Raw genomic sequence first — 17,218 nt, 5'->3', positions numbered from 1 at the left:
TAGAAAATGTCTCGAATCTTCAATCACCAAAACATAATCATCCAACCCTGCACCGGAGCGGAGCAAGTTTTCACGTAACGTTCATCCATTTTGGATATGATGCGTCAGCGAGTACTACTGCCACATAGCTCTTCCTTAGAGCATAACGCCTGCCATAAGGTGTGCCCCACTGAACTAACCAAGTCCACCAAACACCGTACCAAAACCGCCGAGTCAAACGCGTCACTTTGATGCCTTTGTTATAACGCTTTTTCCACCGTACCCAACCAGTTTGGTAACACTTCGCGGTACCACTTCAGATACATTTGTAACTGCTCTTTCTGCCTTGCCTGTAAGAGATTAACGACTTCGACTACAATCCAACATTTTGCGATAATTAGATGCCTTAATAACTCACAGCCTGAAATATCTGAATTATGTTTCAGGTAATTATCAATGATGGCTTCAAAATCAGCCAAACTACCCATTCTTTTAACTAATGGTGCTAAATCAATGGCCGGGCTACCTTTACCAAATCGTTCCCAGTCAAAGAGCACTAGTTCACCGTTAGATCGTCTTCCCCAATTGCCTTCATTTGTATCACCAGATATGACGACTTCAGTTTTGAACAACACATCACTTTGATTTTGGATATTGATTAATGCTTCTACGATAGTTTGGGGTAACTTTAGCAACTGAAGCGCATTCTCGGTCTGTTGTAACGACCATTCATGATGTTTTAGACATTCGGAGATTGACGGTAAAGCTCTATGAAGACTCGAAAGCTGAGCAAAGGTATCTGGGTTAGAGTTCAACTCAGTCAAAGTGACAGGATTGGGTATATACTCAATCATTAAATCATTATCACGAACACCAATTAACTGAGGTGTTCGTACGCCAAAGTCTTTGAGCAAAGGTGCTACATTCTGGTAAAAGTTGATCTCAATTATAGAGGCATGCCGTTTTTCAATGCACTGTACACCTGAATATTCAGTAAGGAATACTTTTGCTGCCCCCATTTGTGTTAGTTCTTTACTCATAACTCTCCTGCGTTATAACGCCTGCAATAAGGTGCCCCCAGACTGACCCAACAAAGCACACCGAACTCCATACCAAAACCGCCGAGTGTAACGTGTCACCTTGATGCCTTTGTTATGGCTATAGAACCTTACTTACCTAAATTGTCGTAATCTGACTTTAATATGGAGTAAAAATACTCATCCCACCAAACATCGTTTCCTTTCGGAATACATTGTCGAAAGTACCCCTCTCTCACCATGCCTAATTTCTCCATCAAACGATACGAAGCTGGGTTCTCAGGTTGGCACGTTGCAATTACTCGGTGAATATGTAGCTGGGTAAATCCATGCTCAAGTATTGCCTTAGCCGCTTCATAGCCGTAGCCTTGCCCTTGAAACTTAGGATTAATTACCCAACCAATCTCATAAGTATGGTCTCCAAACCATGGATAGAACTCAATGTGACCAATCAATACTTGAGATGACTTTTCAATTATCGGGTAGGCTTTAGGGCTAGCTCCTGAATTACTGGCTAAAAAGTCAATCACTTGGTTAGCTGAGAGTCGCCCCTCACCTAAGAAATGAGTGGTAACTTCATCTGTCATATACTCAAGTACTGATTGATAATCAGCCGACCCAAAGTTACGAATTTGAAGGCGAGAAGTCTCTAATATCATTAAATTATGTTCCTTTGAGTCAAAAAGATAGCCATAACATTATATTCAACGAATAATGTTTACTTATTCCCGTATATCAGCTGATATACGAAGAGAATATGCGAACCCAATTCATAAATATATCTACCACCCTTTAACTTGGCTGGCTTCTTCTGCGCACAGGTATATAGATATTCTGTCTCACCCTGTAACACTTTCAACTAACAAATTGGCTAACTTTGACATCCAAAAGCTCGTTTGTTGTTATCTGTGGTCAATAATATCATACACTTAAGTTAATATCTCAAATAGGGTTCGTAGTTTGCTATTTTGGCCGCTAATGGGTTAAAGAACGTCTTGATATCCAGTTAACGGAAACTGGCAGCAGGCCCGGTGCCAGTTTCCGCCTTCTATTCAGAGGGACTGATTTCTTACCTGGTACTAATTTGTTGATTTCGTATGTGAATGATGGTTAGTTTCAGGGTGAAATTGCCAATATGACGCGTGCTGGACAGCGATTATTTCTTTTCAACTATTGTGCCTACGCCATAGGCTCGAATGATAGCTTTCTTGCGTATCTCTGGCCCCTACCCCCCATTGGCCGATACCGCTATTAATTGGCAGAGCAGCGTTTGCTGCCCTTTTTCGACCGTGGAAACTCGACCAGAATAAAGCGATAAAGTCTCTGTTGAGTGTTGGCTTATTTCTTTATCGCTTTGTTATCGCTACTGTGAGTTTGACGGAAGCTCTATGCTGGTTTTCTTATTTGCCAGCATCGTATAGAGCTGGGAAATGATGGCCATGACGAAAACAGAGAACAGTATCCGGGCCCAGAGCACCATGTTTATATCCGCGCCGAGCAGCAACACCAGGGCGGTGTCTTCAATAATGCTGTGTAGCAAGTTGAGCAGCAGAACGGTGATGATGGCATCTTTGGCGGTCAAATTTCCTTTCTTGGTTTCGTTTATGATTAATCCGCCACCGTAGGAAAGGCCGAGTGTAATACCTATCACGGCTAAATTGGCGGCCTCTTTGCTCACCTGCAGCAGCTTGAGTAGCGGCATCATCAACAATGCCATTAAGTGCTCGATTTTTAATAGCTTTAACAGCCTGATGATGGTGATAAGCACGGCAATCACAGCAAAGATACTAAGCAGGTTCTCTGCTTGCCCCATTGCCCAGTCGATGTGGTTGGTATAGACCGGAGATTCATGCTGCCAAAGGATCTTGGCGGCGTGTTGATTGGTTGCCGTCGATTGGTAATACGCACTCTGGAGCCAGGCAAAAGCAAGCCCTCCGCCAACCCTTACCAGCAGCATTGACCAAAGAGGCACACCGGCTTTTTTGGAAATCATGCCTTCGATGGGCAGCCCATGGCTTAGCAGTAACAGGCTGCTTAACACGGTGATCTGAGCAACCGTGAGGGTCACATCGGTATTAATGAATACCAATATCCCGGCGTAAAGGTTGGTCAGCATCGTCGTGGCCCAAACCAGCGCCATAGAGCCCGGCAGCCCGAGCATGCCCATCAGCGGCTCTAACAGTTCACCCAGTAACGTCACCCCGCCCAGTTCATCAGCCACTTTGACCAGGATGATCATGGGGATCATGATTTTAAACAATGACACTGTTGTTGCGATGATGTCGCGGCATAACAGCTTGAGTTCGTTAACAACTCGATGCATTCCGAGGTTCCTTATTTGCCTTCTTTTGATTCTGTTATGATAACCGTATCGAAGTTAATCATATTTCGTAATCGAAGATACTTTTTAGTCAAAATTTCTTTTTGATAGAATTATCGAGTGAATAATTACGTCAAAGAGGGATTCAAGAAATTATGGATATTGACCGCATTGATCGCAAAATCCTCATGAGCTTACAGAAGAACAACAGGGTGGCGAATGTTGATCTAGCTGAGGAGGTTGGCCTTTCTCCCCCGGCTTGCCTTAAGCGGGTAAAGCGCCTGCGTGAAGGGGGCGCGATCATTGGCGATGTGTCGCTGGTTAATCCGGAGTTAGTCGGCAACATGATGACCTTTGTCGTTTCTATCGAAATGGACAGTGACAGAGGCGATGTCTATCGCAGCTTTCGCAGCTCGATCATGAAGTACCCCGAAGTCACCCAGTGCTACCAGATATCGGGAAGTTATGACTTCCTGCTCATCGTGCGGGTTCATGATATCCAGGCGTATGAAGATTTCATCGAAGGCTCATTGCGAAAGGATCTGAATATCAGAAAATTCCATACATCGATTTCTTTACGGACCGTCAAATTCTCTACTGAAGTGAATCTGGATAGGTCCGAATCCGATTAGGGCGTTGTTAGCTTGATTGGGAGAGTAAGTGGTTATCCATACCAAAACCGCCGAGTGTAACGGGTCATCTTGATTGCCTTGTTATGCCTACATGCAGCTTATTTCATCGGTACTTTTAGGAGCATTAATACACTATCCTCGGAGTCAACAGCGCCCCACTCCGCCCGTATTTGTTCCGGTGTCGATGGGACTTGAACGAATCCTGCTTTCTCGTAGGCTCTTATTGCCCTTGGGTTTTGAGCTGATGGCTGCATCATAAAAGTTCGAACTTCAAATCTAGCTGTCAGATACGAACAAAGCGTAATGATGGCATCAGGTCCTAAACCTTTCCCACAGTAAGCTTCACAGCTCATCCATATATCAAGCTCAACCCGATTCTTTGAATCGATTTCGTTGTATGCAACCGTACCGATCGGGGAGTTCTCATACAGAATAACAAACATGCGCCCGAGTTCGGTAGATAGGCCAGTGAAGTAGTGTTCCTTCCAGTCGTCACAGAAATCCTTAAGGGTCTTGGTTTCACCGTCAGGTGGATAGATAAATGAAGCAATATCTGACTCATGCCCCCATTCAAATATTGTACGACGGTCTTCAACTATAGCTGGACGCAATATCGTTTTCTTGCCTTTAATTACGTTCATGAACAATTTACTCCCCACAGGCATAATGCCTGCGATAAGGTACCCCACTGAACCAGCAAAGCGCAGCGAACTTCATACCAAAACCGCTGAGTGTAACGCGTCACCTTGATTTCCTTGTTAGCTGCGTTTACGTATCTTGTTACCTACATATTCACCACATTCGCTGCAATATTTATGTCCTGGCAATACCGAATGACCACGGCTACATTTTATAACAACATCATTATCAGTTATATTATTCGCTGAGTATAAGACAGCATAAGCTGTATAGTAGAATAACAACCAGTGCCCAGATACACCCTTAAGATAATTATCCTCGTTACCACTTTGGTTCTCTAAAATCATAAAGCCAAAGAAGTTCAAAATCATATAAGCAAACAAGAAATAAAATACTACTTTCATCCATAAAGGACAGCCCCGCAACATAGCTTGCCACACTTGCTGTTTGGGAAAGCCTTTCGATAACCTTGATCCGATCACCATAGCCGGAGGCATTACAACGAAAATACCAAAATGCAAAGGCCAAGCTGGCAACCCAAATGGTCGAACGATGTCAAAAAAACCACAAACATGAGCAATGATACTAGCGAAAAAGCCCACTAACGTTATGTACATACTAATCTTGAAAACTTTATGCATAATTTTCCTTGCAGCTAACGTCCTGCCAACCATACCACTTACCTTGATTGAGCCCCTTAAACACTTAACCCAACCAGAAGTAAATCGTCCGTGTTGGCAGTCCGCCTTAAACAGATTGTTAGCTGTTTAGTCCACTCTTTCATACAGAGCCTCTAGTGAATCAAGATACACTAGAGTGTTTACTTTCCATTCGTTCCCAGGCTTATAAAATGTTATTTGCCAGTAAATCGCATGATTGCTAAATTTGTGGAGATAGTAGTAACGCAAGAATGATGAACCAATTTTTTCTGTTTTGATAAAATCTGTTCCTGTAGCTTCTCCATACCTTTGGTCTACAATGGGCCATTGCCCTTTAATTGTATTCACTAAGTTATCTAGTTCTACGTCAGCAGCTGGCCAATATGGCTTAGCTAAATCTATACCTTTTTGAAATTCTTTTTTATAAAAATGTTGAACCATTTTATCCGAAAGGACTCTAGTAGAGTCTTCGTCACTTAGTGAGTTTGCAGTAGCAACCCCTGTGAATAAAAAGAACATAATTCCTAATACAACTCTCATTTATTACTCCATTATTTGAAAACTGCTAACATTTTATTATCTGCTTAATCCAGCTCGATAAAGTTACCGTTTGTATCCTTAGCAAAGGCGACTCCAGCTTTATACTCAAGAAGCGCAATGAAACTATCGTCTTCACGTAAAACAACACCTAATGATACATATGAGGTATTTTCCGGATCATCCATATATTCATCTGTTTCAGTGCCAGTTGTAATTCTCCAACCACTATCATCGTCATAATCAGGTTCCTCTCTATACAAATAACCAACAGGCTTACCTTCATAGAGAATATTGTTTGTGACGAAGCAGCGCTTAATATACTTATCCGTAATTGAAGGTACAGGATCATCAAGATCAATATCGATGATATGGCATGCCTGAAATTCAACCGTATCTTTGTACTTAAGATCTTGAATATACTCAGGGTTATTATCTAAATAACCAGAAAAGCCATGCTCAGTTAAGTTAGTGATTTCTACCCACATTCTTTCGGCCCTTGGGGCTTCTGGCTCCTGAGAGTCAAATTCGAAAATTAGCTTAGCCTGATTTCCTGGTCGAAGCTTTGAAATCACTTCTTTTGATGGCTTATAAAACGTATACGGAAACTCATCAGCAATAGCTTGAGCATCTTCTAATTTCCAACTTTTTCTTACCACAATACCTCCGATTTATAATGCAGATAACGCTTGGCATAAGGTGCGCCACGACAATCTTACCAAGCACACTGAACTTCATACCAAAACCGCCGAGTGTAACGCGTCACCCTTGATGCCTTTGTTACATGCGATTACGTAAGTTTCTTTTCCATCGATAAAACATATGAATATGGATTATTACGTATATTATTTCGACTATTTCGATACATAATTGAAGAAACACCAATCGATGCGCCTGCAGCAATTAGTAACGGCACAGTACCAATCGAAGTCCCCAAAGTCGTACCTACTAATGAAGCCATACCACTAATAGAAAAATCACTAAGTAAATATTTTATCTTGTTTCCTTTTAGCTGTGATTTTAGGCATTTAATTTCTGGCTGAACTTTATCCTTATATGCTACCGTCACTTGTTGCCTTAAAGCCCTTATATCGTCAACTTCACCACAATCAAGTATAGTTCTAGTTATATCCTGTAATGCGCCTCTAAAGGAAGTCAACTCATCTAGATGCTGCTGTCTAAATTTTAATAACTTATCTATATCTACTGTATTCGGAATATAGATGCTTTGTATAACAATATCTGCAAGCATGCTATCTACAAGATTCCTAGGTTCAGCATTGAATTGCCTCCCCCCATATTCAGGTTGCTCATTTAAATAAAATATATCAGAAAGACAAGATGGGCATTGACCGGTATTTTTGATCATCTCTTGTGTAAAACGGTCGAATTGCTCTCGACAATCCGGGCATCTGATGAAGGTACGACTCCTTTTGGGAATGTAGCCATCTGCAGACAACCTAGTATTAAATTGATTGTATACCTTAGAATCTGCAACCGTCGATAAGTTATTGTTTTTAGCGACTCGATTAGCAAGTGCTGACATATAATATGCTGAGAATTTACCGTCAGTAGTGATAAAACCATCATCATCAATACGAGCAGAACCTATTGTATCCATTAACTGTTCAGTCATTTTTCCAGAATGAATTCTTGCTTGGTCTATCCCAAGTTTGGATTTTAGTATGTAAGACATTTTATTAGGATGCAGTCTATGGCGTTCCCCACCTGAGTTAAGTATTCGAAGACCTTCAGGGCTTCCTAAATACTGTATAGCTATATCCGATGCTTCTTTTACTTCTCGAGATGAAGGCGTTACTTCAAAGGGACGAAGAATTCTTTCTCGCGTAAGCAGGTTAGCTACCTCACTCTGATATGGATTTGCCATAGAGTAAGGTACTATTGTATTAATTTCATCCCAATATAATATTGCAGTTTTAACCCACGAATCGTCATGAATATCAATCCATGGGTAATAAAGCGTTTTATTGAACATTTATTTCTTTTTCCTATTAGCAACCAAAAATGGTTAAACAAATCTCATATAACAATTAGAGCATGTAACATTATATTCAACGAATAATGTTCACTTATTCCCGTATATCAGCTGATATACGAAGAGAATATGCGAACCCAATTCAAAAATATATCCACCACCTTGTAACACTTTCAACTAACAAATTGGCTAACTTTGACATCCAAAAGCTCGTTTGTTGTTCTCTGAGTTCAATAATATCATACACTTAAGTTAATATCTCAAATAGGATTCGTAGTTTGTTATTTTGGCCGCTAATGGTACTATCTCTGATTAATGAACGCCTTGATATCCGGTTAACGGAAACTGGCGGTTTGCCGGAGTCATAAACCACCTTCTGCTCAGAGGTGCTGATTTCTTACCTGGCACTAATGAGTTGGTGTCGTTGTGAATGATGGATAATTTTAGGGTGAAATCGCCAAACTTGACCTTTTGGCACTGTGTTTCCATTTTCGGTGATTTGCTTAACAGCCTTCACACTCAACACATCAACAAGCTCATGCTTTGGTTCAAGTTCTGGTCACTATGAATCGCTCAAAACTATCCACCTGAAAAGTTGACATAAGTTTTTGAAATGATTTATTTTATGTGGAATGTTTCAGGCTGAAATCGCCATGATGTTTCAGGTCTGCCACGCCAGCAAAAAGGCGCGGCGATAGCATGGGTTAACGCCTTGAACCGATAATGCCAAGCGTTGGGGTACACGCAAAAATACTTCGTATATTTTACTTTCTGTTCCATGGTGGTTCGTACATCAGAATTAGCAGGCGTTCAATGGCCAACGCCATATTGGCGTCTTGAGTCTCCACCCAGCGGACTGACACACTTTCTTTAATGTACGTACGTCTTTCTAACCTGTCAGGAAAGTCAGTTTTATAAGCTCTTTGCAGGGCATGGTTATCATCTCCTGATAAGTGCTTACTCAGAAGCCTATCTCGCAAACCGCCGGACCCTTTGGCTTCACCAATATAGACGAGCGCGCCGGTATGATCGTAGACGATGTAAGCTCCCGGTTTTCTTGGGGGCTGAGCAACACCAAATAGAACCGGTTCCATATTAAAGAGTCGTTCTATATCAGATTCAATTTGGGGAAGTAATTCTGGCAGCTTTTCATTCCAAATTTTCAAACGGTACTTGTTGTTTTCAAACTTAACGATTGAAGCACCCAAGCCTGCTTTCTTATCCTCGAGGGCTGATGTCAACACAGGCCCTATCAAAGGTTTGCCCTAAAATCACTTATATTAAAGACTCATACACATCCGATTAATGGGCGTTTGCCTCAATAAAAGCAATGCTTGTCAAAAGGCAAGACCAGACTCTATAAACTACTAGCGAACTTGTAGATCATAGTAAAAGACCCCTGACTTACAGTCGTTACGGTAAACGTATAGCAATATCAACAACAATAGAACAGCTTAAAGTTATTGCATCAGAATCCTCATAACTTACGATGATTAAGAGAGCCAATGTACAATGGGCTCTCAAAGTTACGTGTAAGACACTTAGTAGAGTGATTGAACCGTTTCATGCCCAAACCATTGATTTAATAAAGCCAATGATTCATCCGATAGATGTTGTGTAATAAGCACTGTCAAATTACGCTTGGGTCTAGAGCACGCCACGTAAAAGAGATTTCGATTTCTTTCTAATGCATCTATTTTGTTTTCTGGACATGTCGTATGCAACCACGTAAACAATTGATCCCAATTGTATAAGTTCCACCCTCTGCCCAGAACAACTAGAACATTGTCAAACTCTGCACCTTTCACTCCGTGCTTGGTGGAAAATGGTGTGTGGTTCTTAATGAATTTTCCAAAAGTAATCAGCTCTTTAAAAGGCACATCTCTGAGTTTTTGTAACTCAGTTAAAGATCTACTCTCTGATATTTCGTCACTTTCAGATGTATCCAACCTATCTTCAAGAGAGGATATCTTGTCGGGCAAAATAGAAGGGGACATAGACCTGAGGAGAGCCATTATGTTACCAACAGAACCCTCTTCTTTCAGTTCAGACAATGCGTCAAAGTTAGCTTTCCATACAGTCTTATCGGAAGCTTTCTTTATTTTGGGAGCATTTGCTCCAAGAGCTAAAAACATCTTCCCATACAGCCCTTCTTCAAAGCTTTCTAAGGCAGGCAGCAACGTGTTTACCATATAGCTTACATGGGCATTTTCTAGATTGAAGAGCGAATCATTATTGGAAAAAGCATTAACTAACGCTTCATAGCCTTGCTCCGATGCCATCACCTTGTGCGTAAGCATGAGAATTCTTGAGGTATCTGATGAAAAGTCCCAACCAACTTCAGTTAACCTACTTTTTGCCAAGACTAAGGCATCATGACTGTCACTAGGAAACAAATCACCTTTCCAATGACCACCAGTTTGTCTATCACCTTGCCAACTATTCGTGTGATATATAGACACATTCCCCAAATCAGCGTCCTCTCTAGCAATCTGAGGTAGTTCAGGCCTCATGTTATTGAGGGTTTCAACTATTCTAGAGGCGGAACGGAAGTTTGCACCTTTTGCAATTTCGGTTAAATTTGGATGGGCTAATGAGCCAGCACCAGTTCTATATATCTTTTGCCAGCTATCCCCAAAAAAACCTAATAAAGGTGCAGATGGTCCATATTCAGAAGCGACAAAATATTCTATAAGGGCCTCTGCGAACTCTTTATGTGTGTCTTGATATTCATCTATGAAGATTATTGGATATCTAGCCACTAAGTTTCGTCGAAACTTCTCCTTGCTTAACAACAAAACCATCAAAGGAAGGATGTCATCATGGCTAAGATGAGCTTCTGTATCAGTTAATCTGCGTCTTCCTGTTGAGTAGAAAATCTTCCTTTTTTCGTCATCTTCGATCTCATTTATCAATTCCTCCCATTTAATATGTATTGTTGGAAGAGATTCCCATAAGAATGGTTGATGGTCTTGTATTAATGACCAGCAAAAACCATGAATAGTGGAGGCAAAGACTATAGGATTACTATCTGTTCGAGTATTGATTTCTTCTGTTGCTACATTGGTGTAGGTGATACAAGCAACTCTCTGGGACCGTTTAGCTAAATGTTTCCCTTTTTCATCAATAATCAGTTGAAGGCCTTTAACAAGAGAAAAAGTCTTACCTGCTCCTGCACCAGCCTCTAACTTAAAGTGCCTTTTATTTCTTATACAGCTATACATTTGATGGAGTGCTTCTTCAGCAGCTACTTCTGCACTTTCAATTACATTTGGCATTTCAATTAGTCTCTACCTCAGCAACGTTAGTTTCAGTGCCCCTTGACTCTGTATCAGGGGCTTGAGTTTCTGGCTCGAACGACGGTTGTGGCGGTGTGCAGAATTCTCTAGCTAACCACTCTAGACCTTCTTTTATATATAGGGGAGTCTCCCAGTTGGTGATTTCAACACTATACTTTATCGCAAAGTCAGTCTTATCTTGCTCTTGTGCAATCTCCCAAGCTTTCAGCTCTCGATCTTCTTCACCAACACTTGGCATTCCACTAAACAAAGTGCTGTTTGATAGAATAAATGCATCTTCAAAACTACGAGCACTTGCATCACCTGCGACATTAGGAATTTGATAAGCTATGCGTAGCTTTTTGTGAACTTTGTATTGCTCATCCAGTGCAATCAATTGTGAAGGGGCCACCTTGTTATCAAACCATGCTTTAATACAACTATTACTGGTTCCATCACTCTCAGACACACGGCATTTCTTTCTTCTCGTCGAGCCTTCCGGTTTGTTTGTGGCGTCAATATCGGTGATAACTAATGTCGGCAACTCTAAAAAGTCTAATAGTGGGAAGAATATTTGAGCGTATGCCCCTCCTACCTCCATCGTAGTAACATAACTGCAACCGAGTGAGTATAAACCACTGCTGTTTGCATCAACTTTTCGGATCATTTCTGGAAGCATTAAACGCTCAGTCGTACCTTCAATCAGTATTGCTTGATCTGCAAAAAACAAATCGCTCTTTGTTTGTGTCAGGTATTTATGAAGAAACTCTTTGTTTTTTTTCTTATCAGGCTCGCTCAAGTTGACACCTTGATACAGCTCTTTCAAATTCTTAACTTCAGTGTGGCGTGAGCATGCATTTTGGCTTTGCCCTTTAGTTAAGAAATATCTGATGGAAGAGAATCCCCCTTCATTAGCTAAGTGTGACGAGTGTGTGGTTACTAGATACTGGCTTTCACACAAGTTATCAGTATCAAAGGCGTTACGGATTTCTATTAGCTGTCGAATAAATACACTTTGCATCTGCGGGTGTAAATGCGCTTCAGGCTCTTCAATAACGATAAGATGAACACATGGTTGAGGTTGCATTACACTCAATGCTTGATAGAACTCATAAAGTCTTAGCAGCATAAATAGTAGGTTTCTGCTTCCAAGACCGTTGAAGCTCTCTGGTAGATTAATCCCGTTATAACCTTTGTATGAAACTGTAGTGTGATTGCTAAGTAGTTTGTTTACATCAAGTTTTGTTTCAGTTTGTAGGTGCGGGTCGACTAAACCGGGATAATTGAACTTATCAAATATCGGTGCGAGAGCGCTGAGGTTCCCATTAAATTGTTGGTTGATGTCGTCTTCAACATTTTTAGTCGCTTGATTAAGAGCATCAGCCAAATTTCTACGTTCTGATCCTACATCATGCCTATTTGCCGATTGGAATAGCTCTTCAAGAACCTTCCCTAGTATAGGTTTCTCTCCACTATCCAAGACTCTCTGAGCGTCAATAAAATCAAGTCTTATTATTGACTCTAAACTACTAAAAGGTATGACTTTTTTATTACTATCATCAGAAGGATCTTGAGCCTCAATAATCAAGTCATACAAAGTAGATATTTTGTTTTTTATTGAGGCAATAATACTTTGATGATCGGCATCTGCTCCCATGGGAGACTCTGTAAATAGCTCGTCTATTTTTCCTGCTTTCAAACTAAACAGGATGTTAACTTGAGCCTCATTACATTCGGGGTCCAAATCAATCACAAAGTCCCCAAGCGCGCCCAAGTCTTCATTTTTCTCGTAGGAAATTGTTAATGTAGCAGAGATTTCTGGGAGAGCAGCTCTAATCTCCCCAAGCTCGCTCTCCTCTACAAACAGCCTGTGGGCTTCAATAAATCCATCTAAACAACTTAAAGAAAAGTCTTCAAACCTGAAGCCACCTTTGGAGCCTAGTAGAACTCTCAAGAACTCAGTAAGTGACGTTTTACCACTGTTGTTCCTACCTACCACAATTGTAGAGTCTGGCTCTAGAGATAGCTTGACGTCATTCAACAAGCGAAAGTTCCTAACAGAAATTGCCTTTAGTTTCATTGGTTTAAACCTTATTCTTAGAGTAGACTACTTTACCATTAAGCAATTGGTTTTAATTAGATCTGATTTATATAAATGATACGTTTACAACGCTAAGGGGGGAGTACGCTTGATTGACTGCAATTCACCTCAACTCTACGAGTAGGGCTACATCAAAATGATCTGCACCAACAATACTTGACACTAAGTTAAGCGACTTGCCATACCAGTAGTTATTCATAAATTGCTATTTTAGCTAAGACACTGACAAACTTTTGTTTAACTTCACGTTAGCCTCATCACCTCTCCCACCTTTTCTGCGCACTGGAAGTTGATACCTCGCCTTTTCCTGCAACACCCACAACCATAATCTTGATAACGACAAGGTGAGTTGCTCACATCGATTACAAACAATAACAGACACTTTGGCTAAAGTTGTAAATAGAATGCAGTGTATGCTATCTTCCGTCATCCTTTTGGCGATTACCTCTGATGATACAGAAGAATGACGCATCGATTTATTGATGTTTGTCACAATACTTCATTTTAAATCAATAGTTTGTGTAGATGGAACTTTGCAGGCGTTACATGTTTAGGTGACGGGGTAACATCTTTAATAATGGACGTTGTAACACTTGGTATTAGCGTGATGATAAACGTAAAACGCATTCAATTTTATGAAAATAGTACAAAGCAAATAAAAGCAAGGCATATAGCGAAGTCGAACAAAACATGAATATCAGTATTAATAATCGCTCACTGGCGCCGGAAGTGTTTGACAGTGAGGCCGAGCTGCAGTCTCTGATTGAGAAGAACCCTAACCTGCTAATTCACCACCATGAGTCGCCTATCATTTATGCGCGTCGCGAGGTCAATTTGCCTGATGCGGGCTACCTTGATTTGTTGTGTATTGACGAGGAAGGCACGCCGATCGCTGTCGAGGTTAAGCTGGGCCGTAATGCCGAGAGCCGTCGTAAGGTGGTGGCGCAGGCGTTTGACTATGCCGCTGATCTCTCGGAGCTGACGATTGACGAGCTTGATGATATCTGTGGTGGTTCGATTGAGGCTTGTCTGTCGGCGCTGGAGCTGGAAGAGAACCTGTGGAAACGGTGCGGCACCAATTTGCGTGCCGGCCAGCTGAAAATCATTGTAGCCGTCGACGAGACCAACGAGAGTCTCAACCGTATGGTGCGCTACATCAATGACCACAGCGACTTGGATGTTCGCCTGGTTGCTATCAGCAAGTTCAACGGTGGCGAGATCCTGGTGCCTAATATTATTGTGTCGGGTAATGGCCAGGAGAAGGTGGTCAAGAAGAGTAAGCTGCGCTCTGGCGATGACCGTGTCTCGGAGACGTTCGAGGCGCTGATCCGCACCTATAATCAGACGGCGATGTTCCCAACCACCGGCAATGCGGTGACTTACCGCCCTATTCAGATCGAGGGCTGGAACAAGAAAATCCACTATGAGTTTTTGCGCCATCCTAAAACGGCTGAAATTGGTGTCGAGATCCATAACGAATCCAGCAGCTATGCGGCGGTATCGAACTACCTTGATACCCTGGACGGGGTTGAGTTGCGCGGTCATACCCTTGCTGTTGCCAAGCGCCGCGAAGGGAGCGCCCGTGGTCGCGCGTATATCAAGTTCGATGAGAATACCGAGCCGGGCATCATTGTCGATGCGATGACGGCACTGATTGAGCGGACCAAAGATGAAATTGAGTTTTCCATGGTCAGCAACCGCACCGCCAAAAAGTTTAGTTACTGGGTGACGTCTGATGACAATAATGACTGATCGCCACCCGGAGCTATTCCCGGAAGAGTATGACTTCATTAATGACAGTGTCACCGATGCCAGGCTGAGAAAGCGTGGCATCAACCCGATGGCGCAATCCTATATTGATGAGGTGAACGAGCGCCGCTACAAGATGGGGGTTAAGGCGTTTATGCCGACCAGCGCCTCGCCGGAGCACCATCTTGCGACCCTGAATGATGATCTGTTTCTCACCTCTCATGCCTTCCTGGCCCAATAAGCTCTGGGTAATGTAACAGACGTGACAGTGTCTCGCTTCGACTATACCTTTCTGCGGCCATGAAATTTCAGTCGCTAGCCAGGCTGATTTCACGCTTAAGTTGCTGATAAATAATGTTTTGACTGTGTGATTTCAGGGTGAAATCGCCACGATTTCACGGGGTGTTCAGGTTTGTCCGAACCGTACCAGTACATGCCAGAGTAGCTTGAGGTGCTGTAACGCATCGCTGAGCTGTTGCTCTGGCAGGCCATTATTGTTCTGTACCAGTGTTCTGGCTGCCACACCGATGGCATAAGCTGTCACTTCGCCATCAATAGCAACACGACGGGCGAGGCTTATCATCTCCGGGCCGCGAAAATCTTCTGGCACCTTTGCTACGGGCAGACGGTAACCCGGTCGCCACATCAGCTGTATTTGATAGCGCTCACACAGTTGGCGAAGGTCCTCTTCCTGCGTGGTTCCCTGGAAGGAACTGTCGGCAACCAGTAACTCGACATCAGAGGCCAGATCAAGCTGGCCATGGATTTGGGCTTCAATATAGTGGTCGAGGTTTCTGACCACAGGTTGTGATTGGCGGAAGTCTATGCCACTCCCCCTCCCCGCTTGCGACAGGCGTTTCATCATTTGTACTGGGCGGATATCTTTCAGCCCCAGGGCGGTTTCCCGGTCAAAGCTTTCTGTCAGCAGCGATGCCAGAATGGGTGTGAACTCTGCCATCGTTCCCCTGACGGAGGGCATTAAATAGGAGTCGCCAAAACAGAAGGTCGATCGGTGAGAGACCGCCGAGGACAGGACGAAGTAGCATGAGCCGAATCTTGGACAGGGACCATCAGGATGCCGGAACAAATCCAGTGCGCCGTACTTTGGCCTTTCACTGAGGTCGGTGTCGGAGAACACATCGCCAAAGAGGTGGTTTTCCCACTCTGCTCTTTCTCCCCCCACGCAAGGGTCGAGCTTGCCGTTTGATATCAAAGATTCAAACTGGTTGAGGTAGCGGCCCAATGCCATCATCGACTGGGCGACAGTGCAGCCATTGCCGCCAATACGGTCAGGGTGAAAATGAACGGCTATCGGTGCCCTGTGGTTGATGCTATCCAGACATGTCGATACATCGCTTTGAGACAGGTTCGACATGTGCAGAATGTGCTCTAGCATTCGCAATTCATGCGTATCGAGATTGTTCGCCTGTTGGGTGACAAAGCTTATGGCTCGGGCCTGAGCCTGCGTCAGCTGCATTGGCAGTCCTCTGTTTGGTTTATGTCTTTGTAATCTAGCATGGAAAAAGACAACAAAGAATATCGTTGAGGGAGCAGGTTAGGCCGATACCGTGAGCTGCCTAAATCAACCTGAACCGGTTGGCTTTCCACTCTGCCCCGTCAATCACGCCTTGCTGATAGAGACCGCCCCAGTCGAAGAAAAAGGGAGCAAAACCCGAAGCGCCAGTTATGTGGCTCAGGCCGATGGCGGCAACGACAACAGCGGCGGCAATCGCGTATTCAACCGGATCGCCGGTGCGAAATCGTCCTCCGAACAGATGGAAGCGCCGGTCGCTGAGCGGCGAGAACGGCACGCCGGAGACGGTGAGGGCATCGGTCAGAATATGACTGACACCTCCCCAGGCGAAGGCCACCAGTATGCCGTGATAGTCCCAGACAAAGGTAAAGGCGATGGCGGCGAGCAGCCAGTGTGTGAGGATGTGGGTCGGCCCGCGGTGTTTGATGTGGCGCCCGGTGAGTTTGAACAGATACTCCAGCCAGTCCGGCGCGGTTGCTCCGGCGACGCAGGCCGCGACATGGGGCGGCGAGATAACGGCACAGAGTGCTCCGGCAATCAGGGTATGGTTGAGCCACTTCATGGCCTGCCTTCTCCCATTTTCTGACCTTGATTCTTGCCGTGGTTTTGGTTTTGGCTTTGGATATGAAGTTGCTCAGGGCTCAAATTTGACCGCGGCAGGTAGGCCAGTTTCTGCAGATACTGGTTCACTTGCGGGGCCCGGGCTGAATCGCACATCGAGATCAGTGCCAGTCGGTTTTCGACGATCTGGGCCTCG

At 43.4% G+C, this 17,218-nt stretch carries 16 protein-coding genes and 1 pseudogene; 3 read left to right on the top strand and 14 right to left on the bottom strand.

Translation table 11 applies throughout. From position 1 onward, the window contains the following. Positions 1–239: 239 nt before the first annotated feature. The 3 genes from MHN01_RS04330 to MHN01_RS04320 all read right to left on the bottom strand — a co-directional run bounded on the left by MHN01_RS04330 (position 240) and on the right by MHN01_RS04320 (position 3,339). Positions 240–1,019, bottom strand: coding sequence for a choline kinase (locus MHN01_RS04330; protein ID WP_239410199.1), 780 nt, complete (start codon positions 1,017–1,019; stop codon positions 240–242). Between the two features lie 128 nt (positions 1,020–1,147). Next, positions 1,148–1,675 carry a GNAT family N-acetyltransferase gene (locus tag MHN01_RS04325; protein WP_239410198.1) on the bottom strand — a complete coding sequence of 176 codons (528 nt, stop codon included), beginning with the start codon at positions 1,673–1,675 and terminating at the stop codon, positions 1,148–1,150. A gap of 704 nt (positions 1,676–2,379) precedes the next feature. Next, entirely contained in the window at positions 2,380–3,339 is a 960-nt protein-coding gene (locus MHN01_RS04320) for a hypothetical protein (RefSeq protein ID WP_239410197.1), read from the bottom strand. Between the two features lie 152 nt (positions 3,340–3,491). Here MHN01_RS04320 and MHN01_RS04315 point away from each other — a divergent pair, with 152 nt between their 5' ends. Next, positions 3,492–3,968, top strand: a complete 477-nt coding sequence (locus tag MHN01_RS04315) for an Lrp/AsnC family transcriptional regulator (protein ID WP_239410196.1) — start codon at positions 3,492–3,494, stop codon at positions 3,966–3,968. A 98-nt stretch (positions 3,969–4,066) separates the two neighbouring features. Here MHN01_RS04315 and MHN01_RS04310 read toward each other — a convergent pair whose 3' ends face one another. The 8 genes from MHN01_RS04310 to MHN01_RS04275 all read right to left on the bottom strand — a co-directional run bounded on the left by MHN01_RS04310 (position 4,067) and on the right by MHN01_RS04275 (position 13,157). After that, positions 4,067–4,609: a GNAT family N-acetyltransferase gene (locus MHN01_RS04310; RefSeq protein ID WP_239410195.1), complete on the bottom strand. Its 543-nt coding sequence runs from the start codon at positions 4,607–4,609 to the stop codon at positions 4,067–4,069. Between the two features lie 117 nt (positions 4,610–4,726). Then, the gene (locus MHN01_RS04305) at positions 4,727–5,248 is read right to left on the bottom strand and encodes a hypothetical protein (RefSeq protein ID WP_239410194.1); all 522 of its coding nucleotides are present in this window, start codon (positions 5,246–5,248) and stop codon (positions 4,727–4,729) included. 126 nt (positions 5,249–5,374) lie between these two features. Further along, positions 5,375–5,806 carry a hypothetical protein gene (locus MHN01_RS04300; protein ID WP_239410193.1) on the bottom strand — a complete coding sequence of 144 codons (432 nt, stop codon included), beginning with the start codon at positions 5,804–5,806 and terminating at the stop codon, positions 5,375–5,377. A gap of 44 nt (positions 5,807–5,850) precedes the next feature. Continuing rightward, the gene (locus tag MHN01_RS04295) at positions 5,851–6,462 is read right to left on the bottom strand and encodes a DUF2185 domain-containing protein (protein WP_239410192.1); all 612 of its coding nucleotides are present in this window, start codon (positions 6,460–6,462) and stop codon (positions 5,851–5,853) included. A 131-nt stretch (positions 6,463–6,593) separates the two neighbouring features. Continuing rightward, positions 6,594–7,799, bottom strand: coding sequence for a DUF6236 family protein (locus MHN01_RS04290; protein WP_239410191.1), 1,206 nt, complete (start codon positions 7,797–7,799; stop codon positions 6,594–6,596). Positions 7,800–8,563: 764 nt separating this feature from the next. Next, positions 8,564–9,040, bottom strand: coding sequence for a hypothetical protein (locus MHN01_RS04285; protein ID WP_239410190.1), 477 nt, complete (start codon positions 9,038–9,040; stop codon positions 8,564–8,566). Positions 9,041–9,340: 300 nt separating this feature from the next. After that, positions 9,341–11,077: a UvrD-helicase domain-containing protein gene (locus tag MHN01_RS04280; RefSeq protein ID WP_239410189.1), complete on the bottom strand. Its 1,737-nt coding sequence runs from the start codon at positions 11,075–11,077 to the stop codon at positions 9,341–9,343. A gap of 1 nt (position 11,078) precedes the next feature. Further along, positions 11,079–13,157 carry an ATP-dependent endonuclease gene (locus MHN01_RS04275; RefSeq protein ID WP_239410188.1) on the bottom strand — a complete coding sequence of 693 codons (2,079 nt, stop codon included), beginning with the start codon at positions 13,155–13,157 and terminating at the stop codon, positions 11,079–11,081. 711 nt (positions 13,158–13,868) lie between these two features. Between MHN01_RS04275 and MHN01_RS04270 the strand changes: the two genes are divergently transcribed. Together MHN01_RS04270 and MHN01_RS04265 are read left to right on the top strand one after the other, a co-directional pair. Further along, a complete protein-coding gene (locus tag MHN01_RS04270) occupies positions 13,869–14,930 on the top strand; it encodes an endonuclease NucS (RefSeq protein ID WP_239410187.1) in 1,062 nt (353 codons plus the stop codon). Further along, complete coding sequence (locus MHN01_RS04265) at positions 14,914–15,168, top strand: hypothetical protein (protein ID WP_239410186.1); 255 nt, start codon at positions 14,914–14,916, stop codon at positions 15,166–15,168. The genes MHN01_RS04270 and MHN01_RS04265 overlap by 17 nt, the downstream gene beginning before the upstream one ends. A gap of 165 nt (positions 15,169–15,333) precedes the next feature. Here the strand turns inward: MHN01_RS04265 and MHN01_RS04260 are convergent, their stop codons facing one another. From MHN01_RS04260 to MHN01_RS04250, 3 genes and pseudogenes are all read right to left on the bottom strand, one after another. Then, the gene (locus tag MHN01_RS04260; protein WP_239410185.1) at positions 15,334–16,404 is read right to left on the bottom strand and encodes a DUF3626 domain-containing protein; all 1,071 of its coding nucleotides are present in this window, start codon (positions 16,402–16,404) and stop codon (positions 15,334–15,336) included. A 100-nt stretch (positions 16,405–16,504) separates the two neighbouring features. Then, positions 16,505–17,023: a metal-dependent hydrolase gene (locus tag MHN01_RS04255; RefSeq protein ID WP_239410184.1), complete on the bottom strand. Its 519-nt coding sequence runs from the start codon at positions 17,021–17,023 to the stop codon at positions 16,505–16,507. Next, positions 17,020–17,218: pseudogene (locus tag MHN01_RS04250) on the bottom strand (hypothetical protein); the annotation flags it as partial. The pseudogene MHN01_RS04250 and the gene MHN01_RS04255, both read right to left, overlap by 4 nt.

The organism is Photobacterium sp. OFAV2-7 (genome assembly GCF_022347985.1).
In the GTDB taxonomy this organism is placed as follows: domain Bacteria; phylum Pseudomonadota; class Gammaproteobacteria; order Enterobacterales; family Vibrionaceae; genus Photobacterium.
This window is presented reverse-complemented; position numbering and strand designations above follow the sequence as displayed.

Excerpts from the sequence above, each read along its gene's own strand:
- MHN01_RS04305 (WP_239410194.1), bottom strand. The coding sequence starts at position 5,248 with ATGCATAAAGTTTTCAAGATTAGTATGTACATAACGTTAGTGGGCTTT.
- MHN01_RS04300 (WP_239410193.1), bottom strand. The coding sequence starts at position 5,806 with ATGAGAGTTGTATTAGGAATTATGTTCTTTTTATTCACAGGGGTTGCT.
- MHN01_RS04315 (WP_239410196.1), top strand. The coding sequence starts at position 3,492 with ATGGATATTGACCGCATTGATCGCAAAATCCTCATGAGCTTACAGAAG.
- MHN01_RS04275 (WP_239410188.1), bottom strand. The coding sequence starts at position 13,157 with ATGAAACTAAAGGCAATTTCTGTTAGGAACTTTCGCTTGTTGAATGAC.
- MHN01_RS04280 (WP_239410189.1), bottom strand. The coding sequence starts at position 11,077 with ATGCCAAATGTAATTGAAAGTGCAGAAGTAGCTGCTGAAGAAGCACTC.
- MHN01_RS04330 (WP_239410199.1), bottom strand. The coding sequence starts at position 1,019 with ATGAGTAAAGAACTAACACAAATGGGGGCAGCAAAAGTATTCCTTACT.
- MHN01_RS04320 (WP_239410197.1), bottom strand. The coding sequence starts at position 3,339 with ATGCATCGAGTTGTTAACGAACTCAAGCTGTTATGCCGCGACATCATC.
- MHN01_RS04270 (WP_239410187.1), top strand. The coding sequence starts at position 13,869 with ATGAATATCAGTATTAATAATCGCTCACTGGCGCCGGAAGTGTTTGAC.
- MHN01_RS04325 (WP_239410198.1), bottom strand. The coding sequence starts at position 1,675 with ATGATATTAGAGACTTCTCGCCTTCAAATTCGTAACTTTGGGTCGGCT.
- MHN01_RS04255 (WP_239410184.1), bottom strand. The coding sequence starts at position 17,023 with ATGAAGTGGCTCAACCATACCCTGATTGCCGGAGCACTCTGTGCCGTT.
- MHN01_RS04290 (WP_239410191.1), bottom strand. The coding sequence starts at position 7,799 with ATGTTCAATAAAACGCTTTATTACCCATGGATTGATATTCATGACGAT.
- MHN01_RS04260 (WP_239410185.1), bottom strand. The coding sequence starts at position 16,404 with ATGCAGCTGACGCAGGCTCAGGCCCGAGCCATAAGCTTTGTCACCCAA.
- MHN01_RS04310 (WP_239410195.1), bottom strand. The coding sequence starts at position 4,609 with ATGAACGTAATTAAAGGCAAGAAAACGATATTGCGTCCAGCTATAGTT.
- MHN01_RS04265 (WP_239410186.1), top strand. The coding sequence starts at position 14,914 with ATGACAATAATGACTGATCGCCACCCGGAGCTATTCCCGGAAGAGTAT.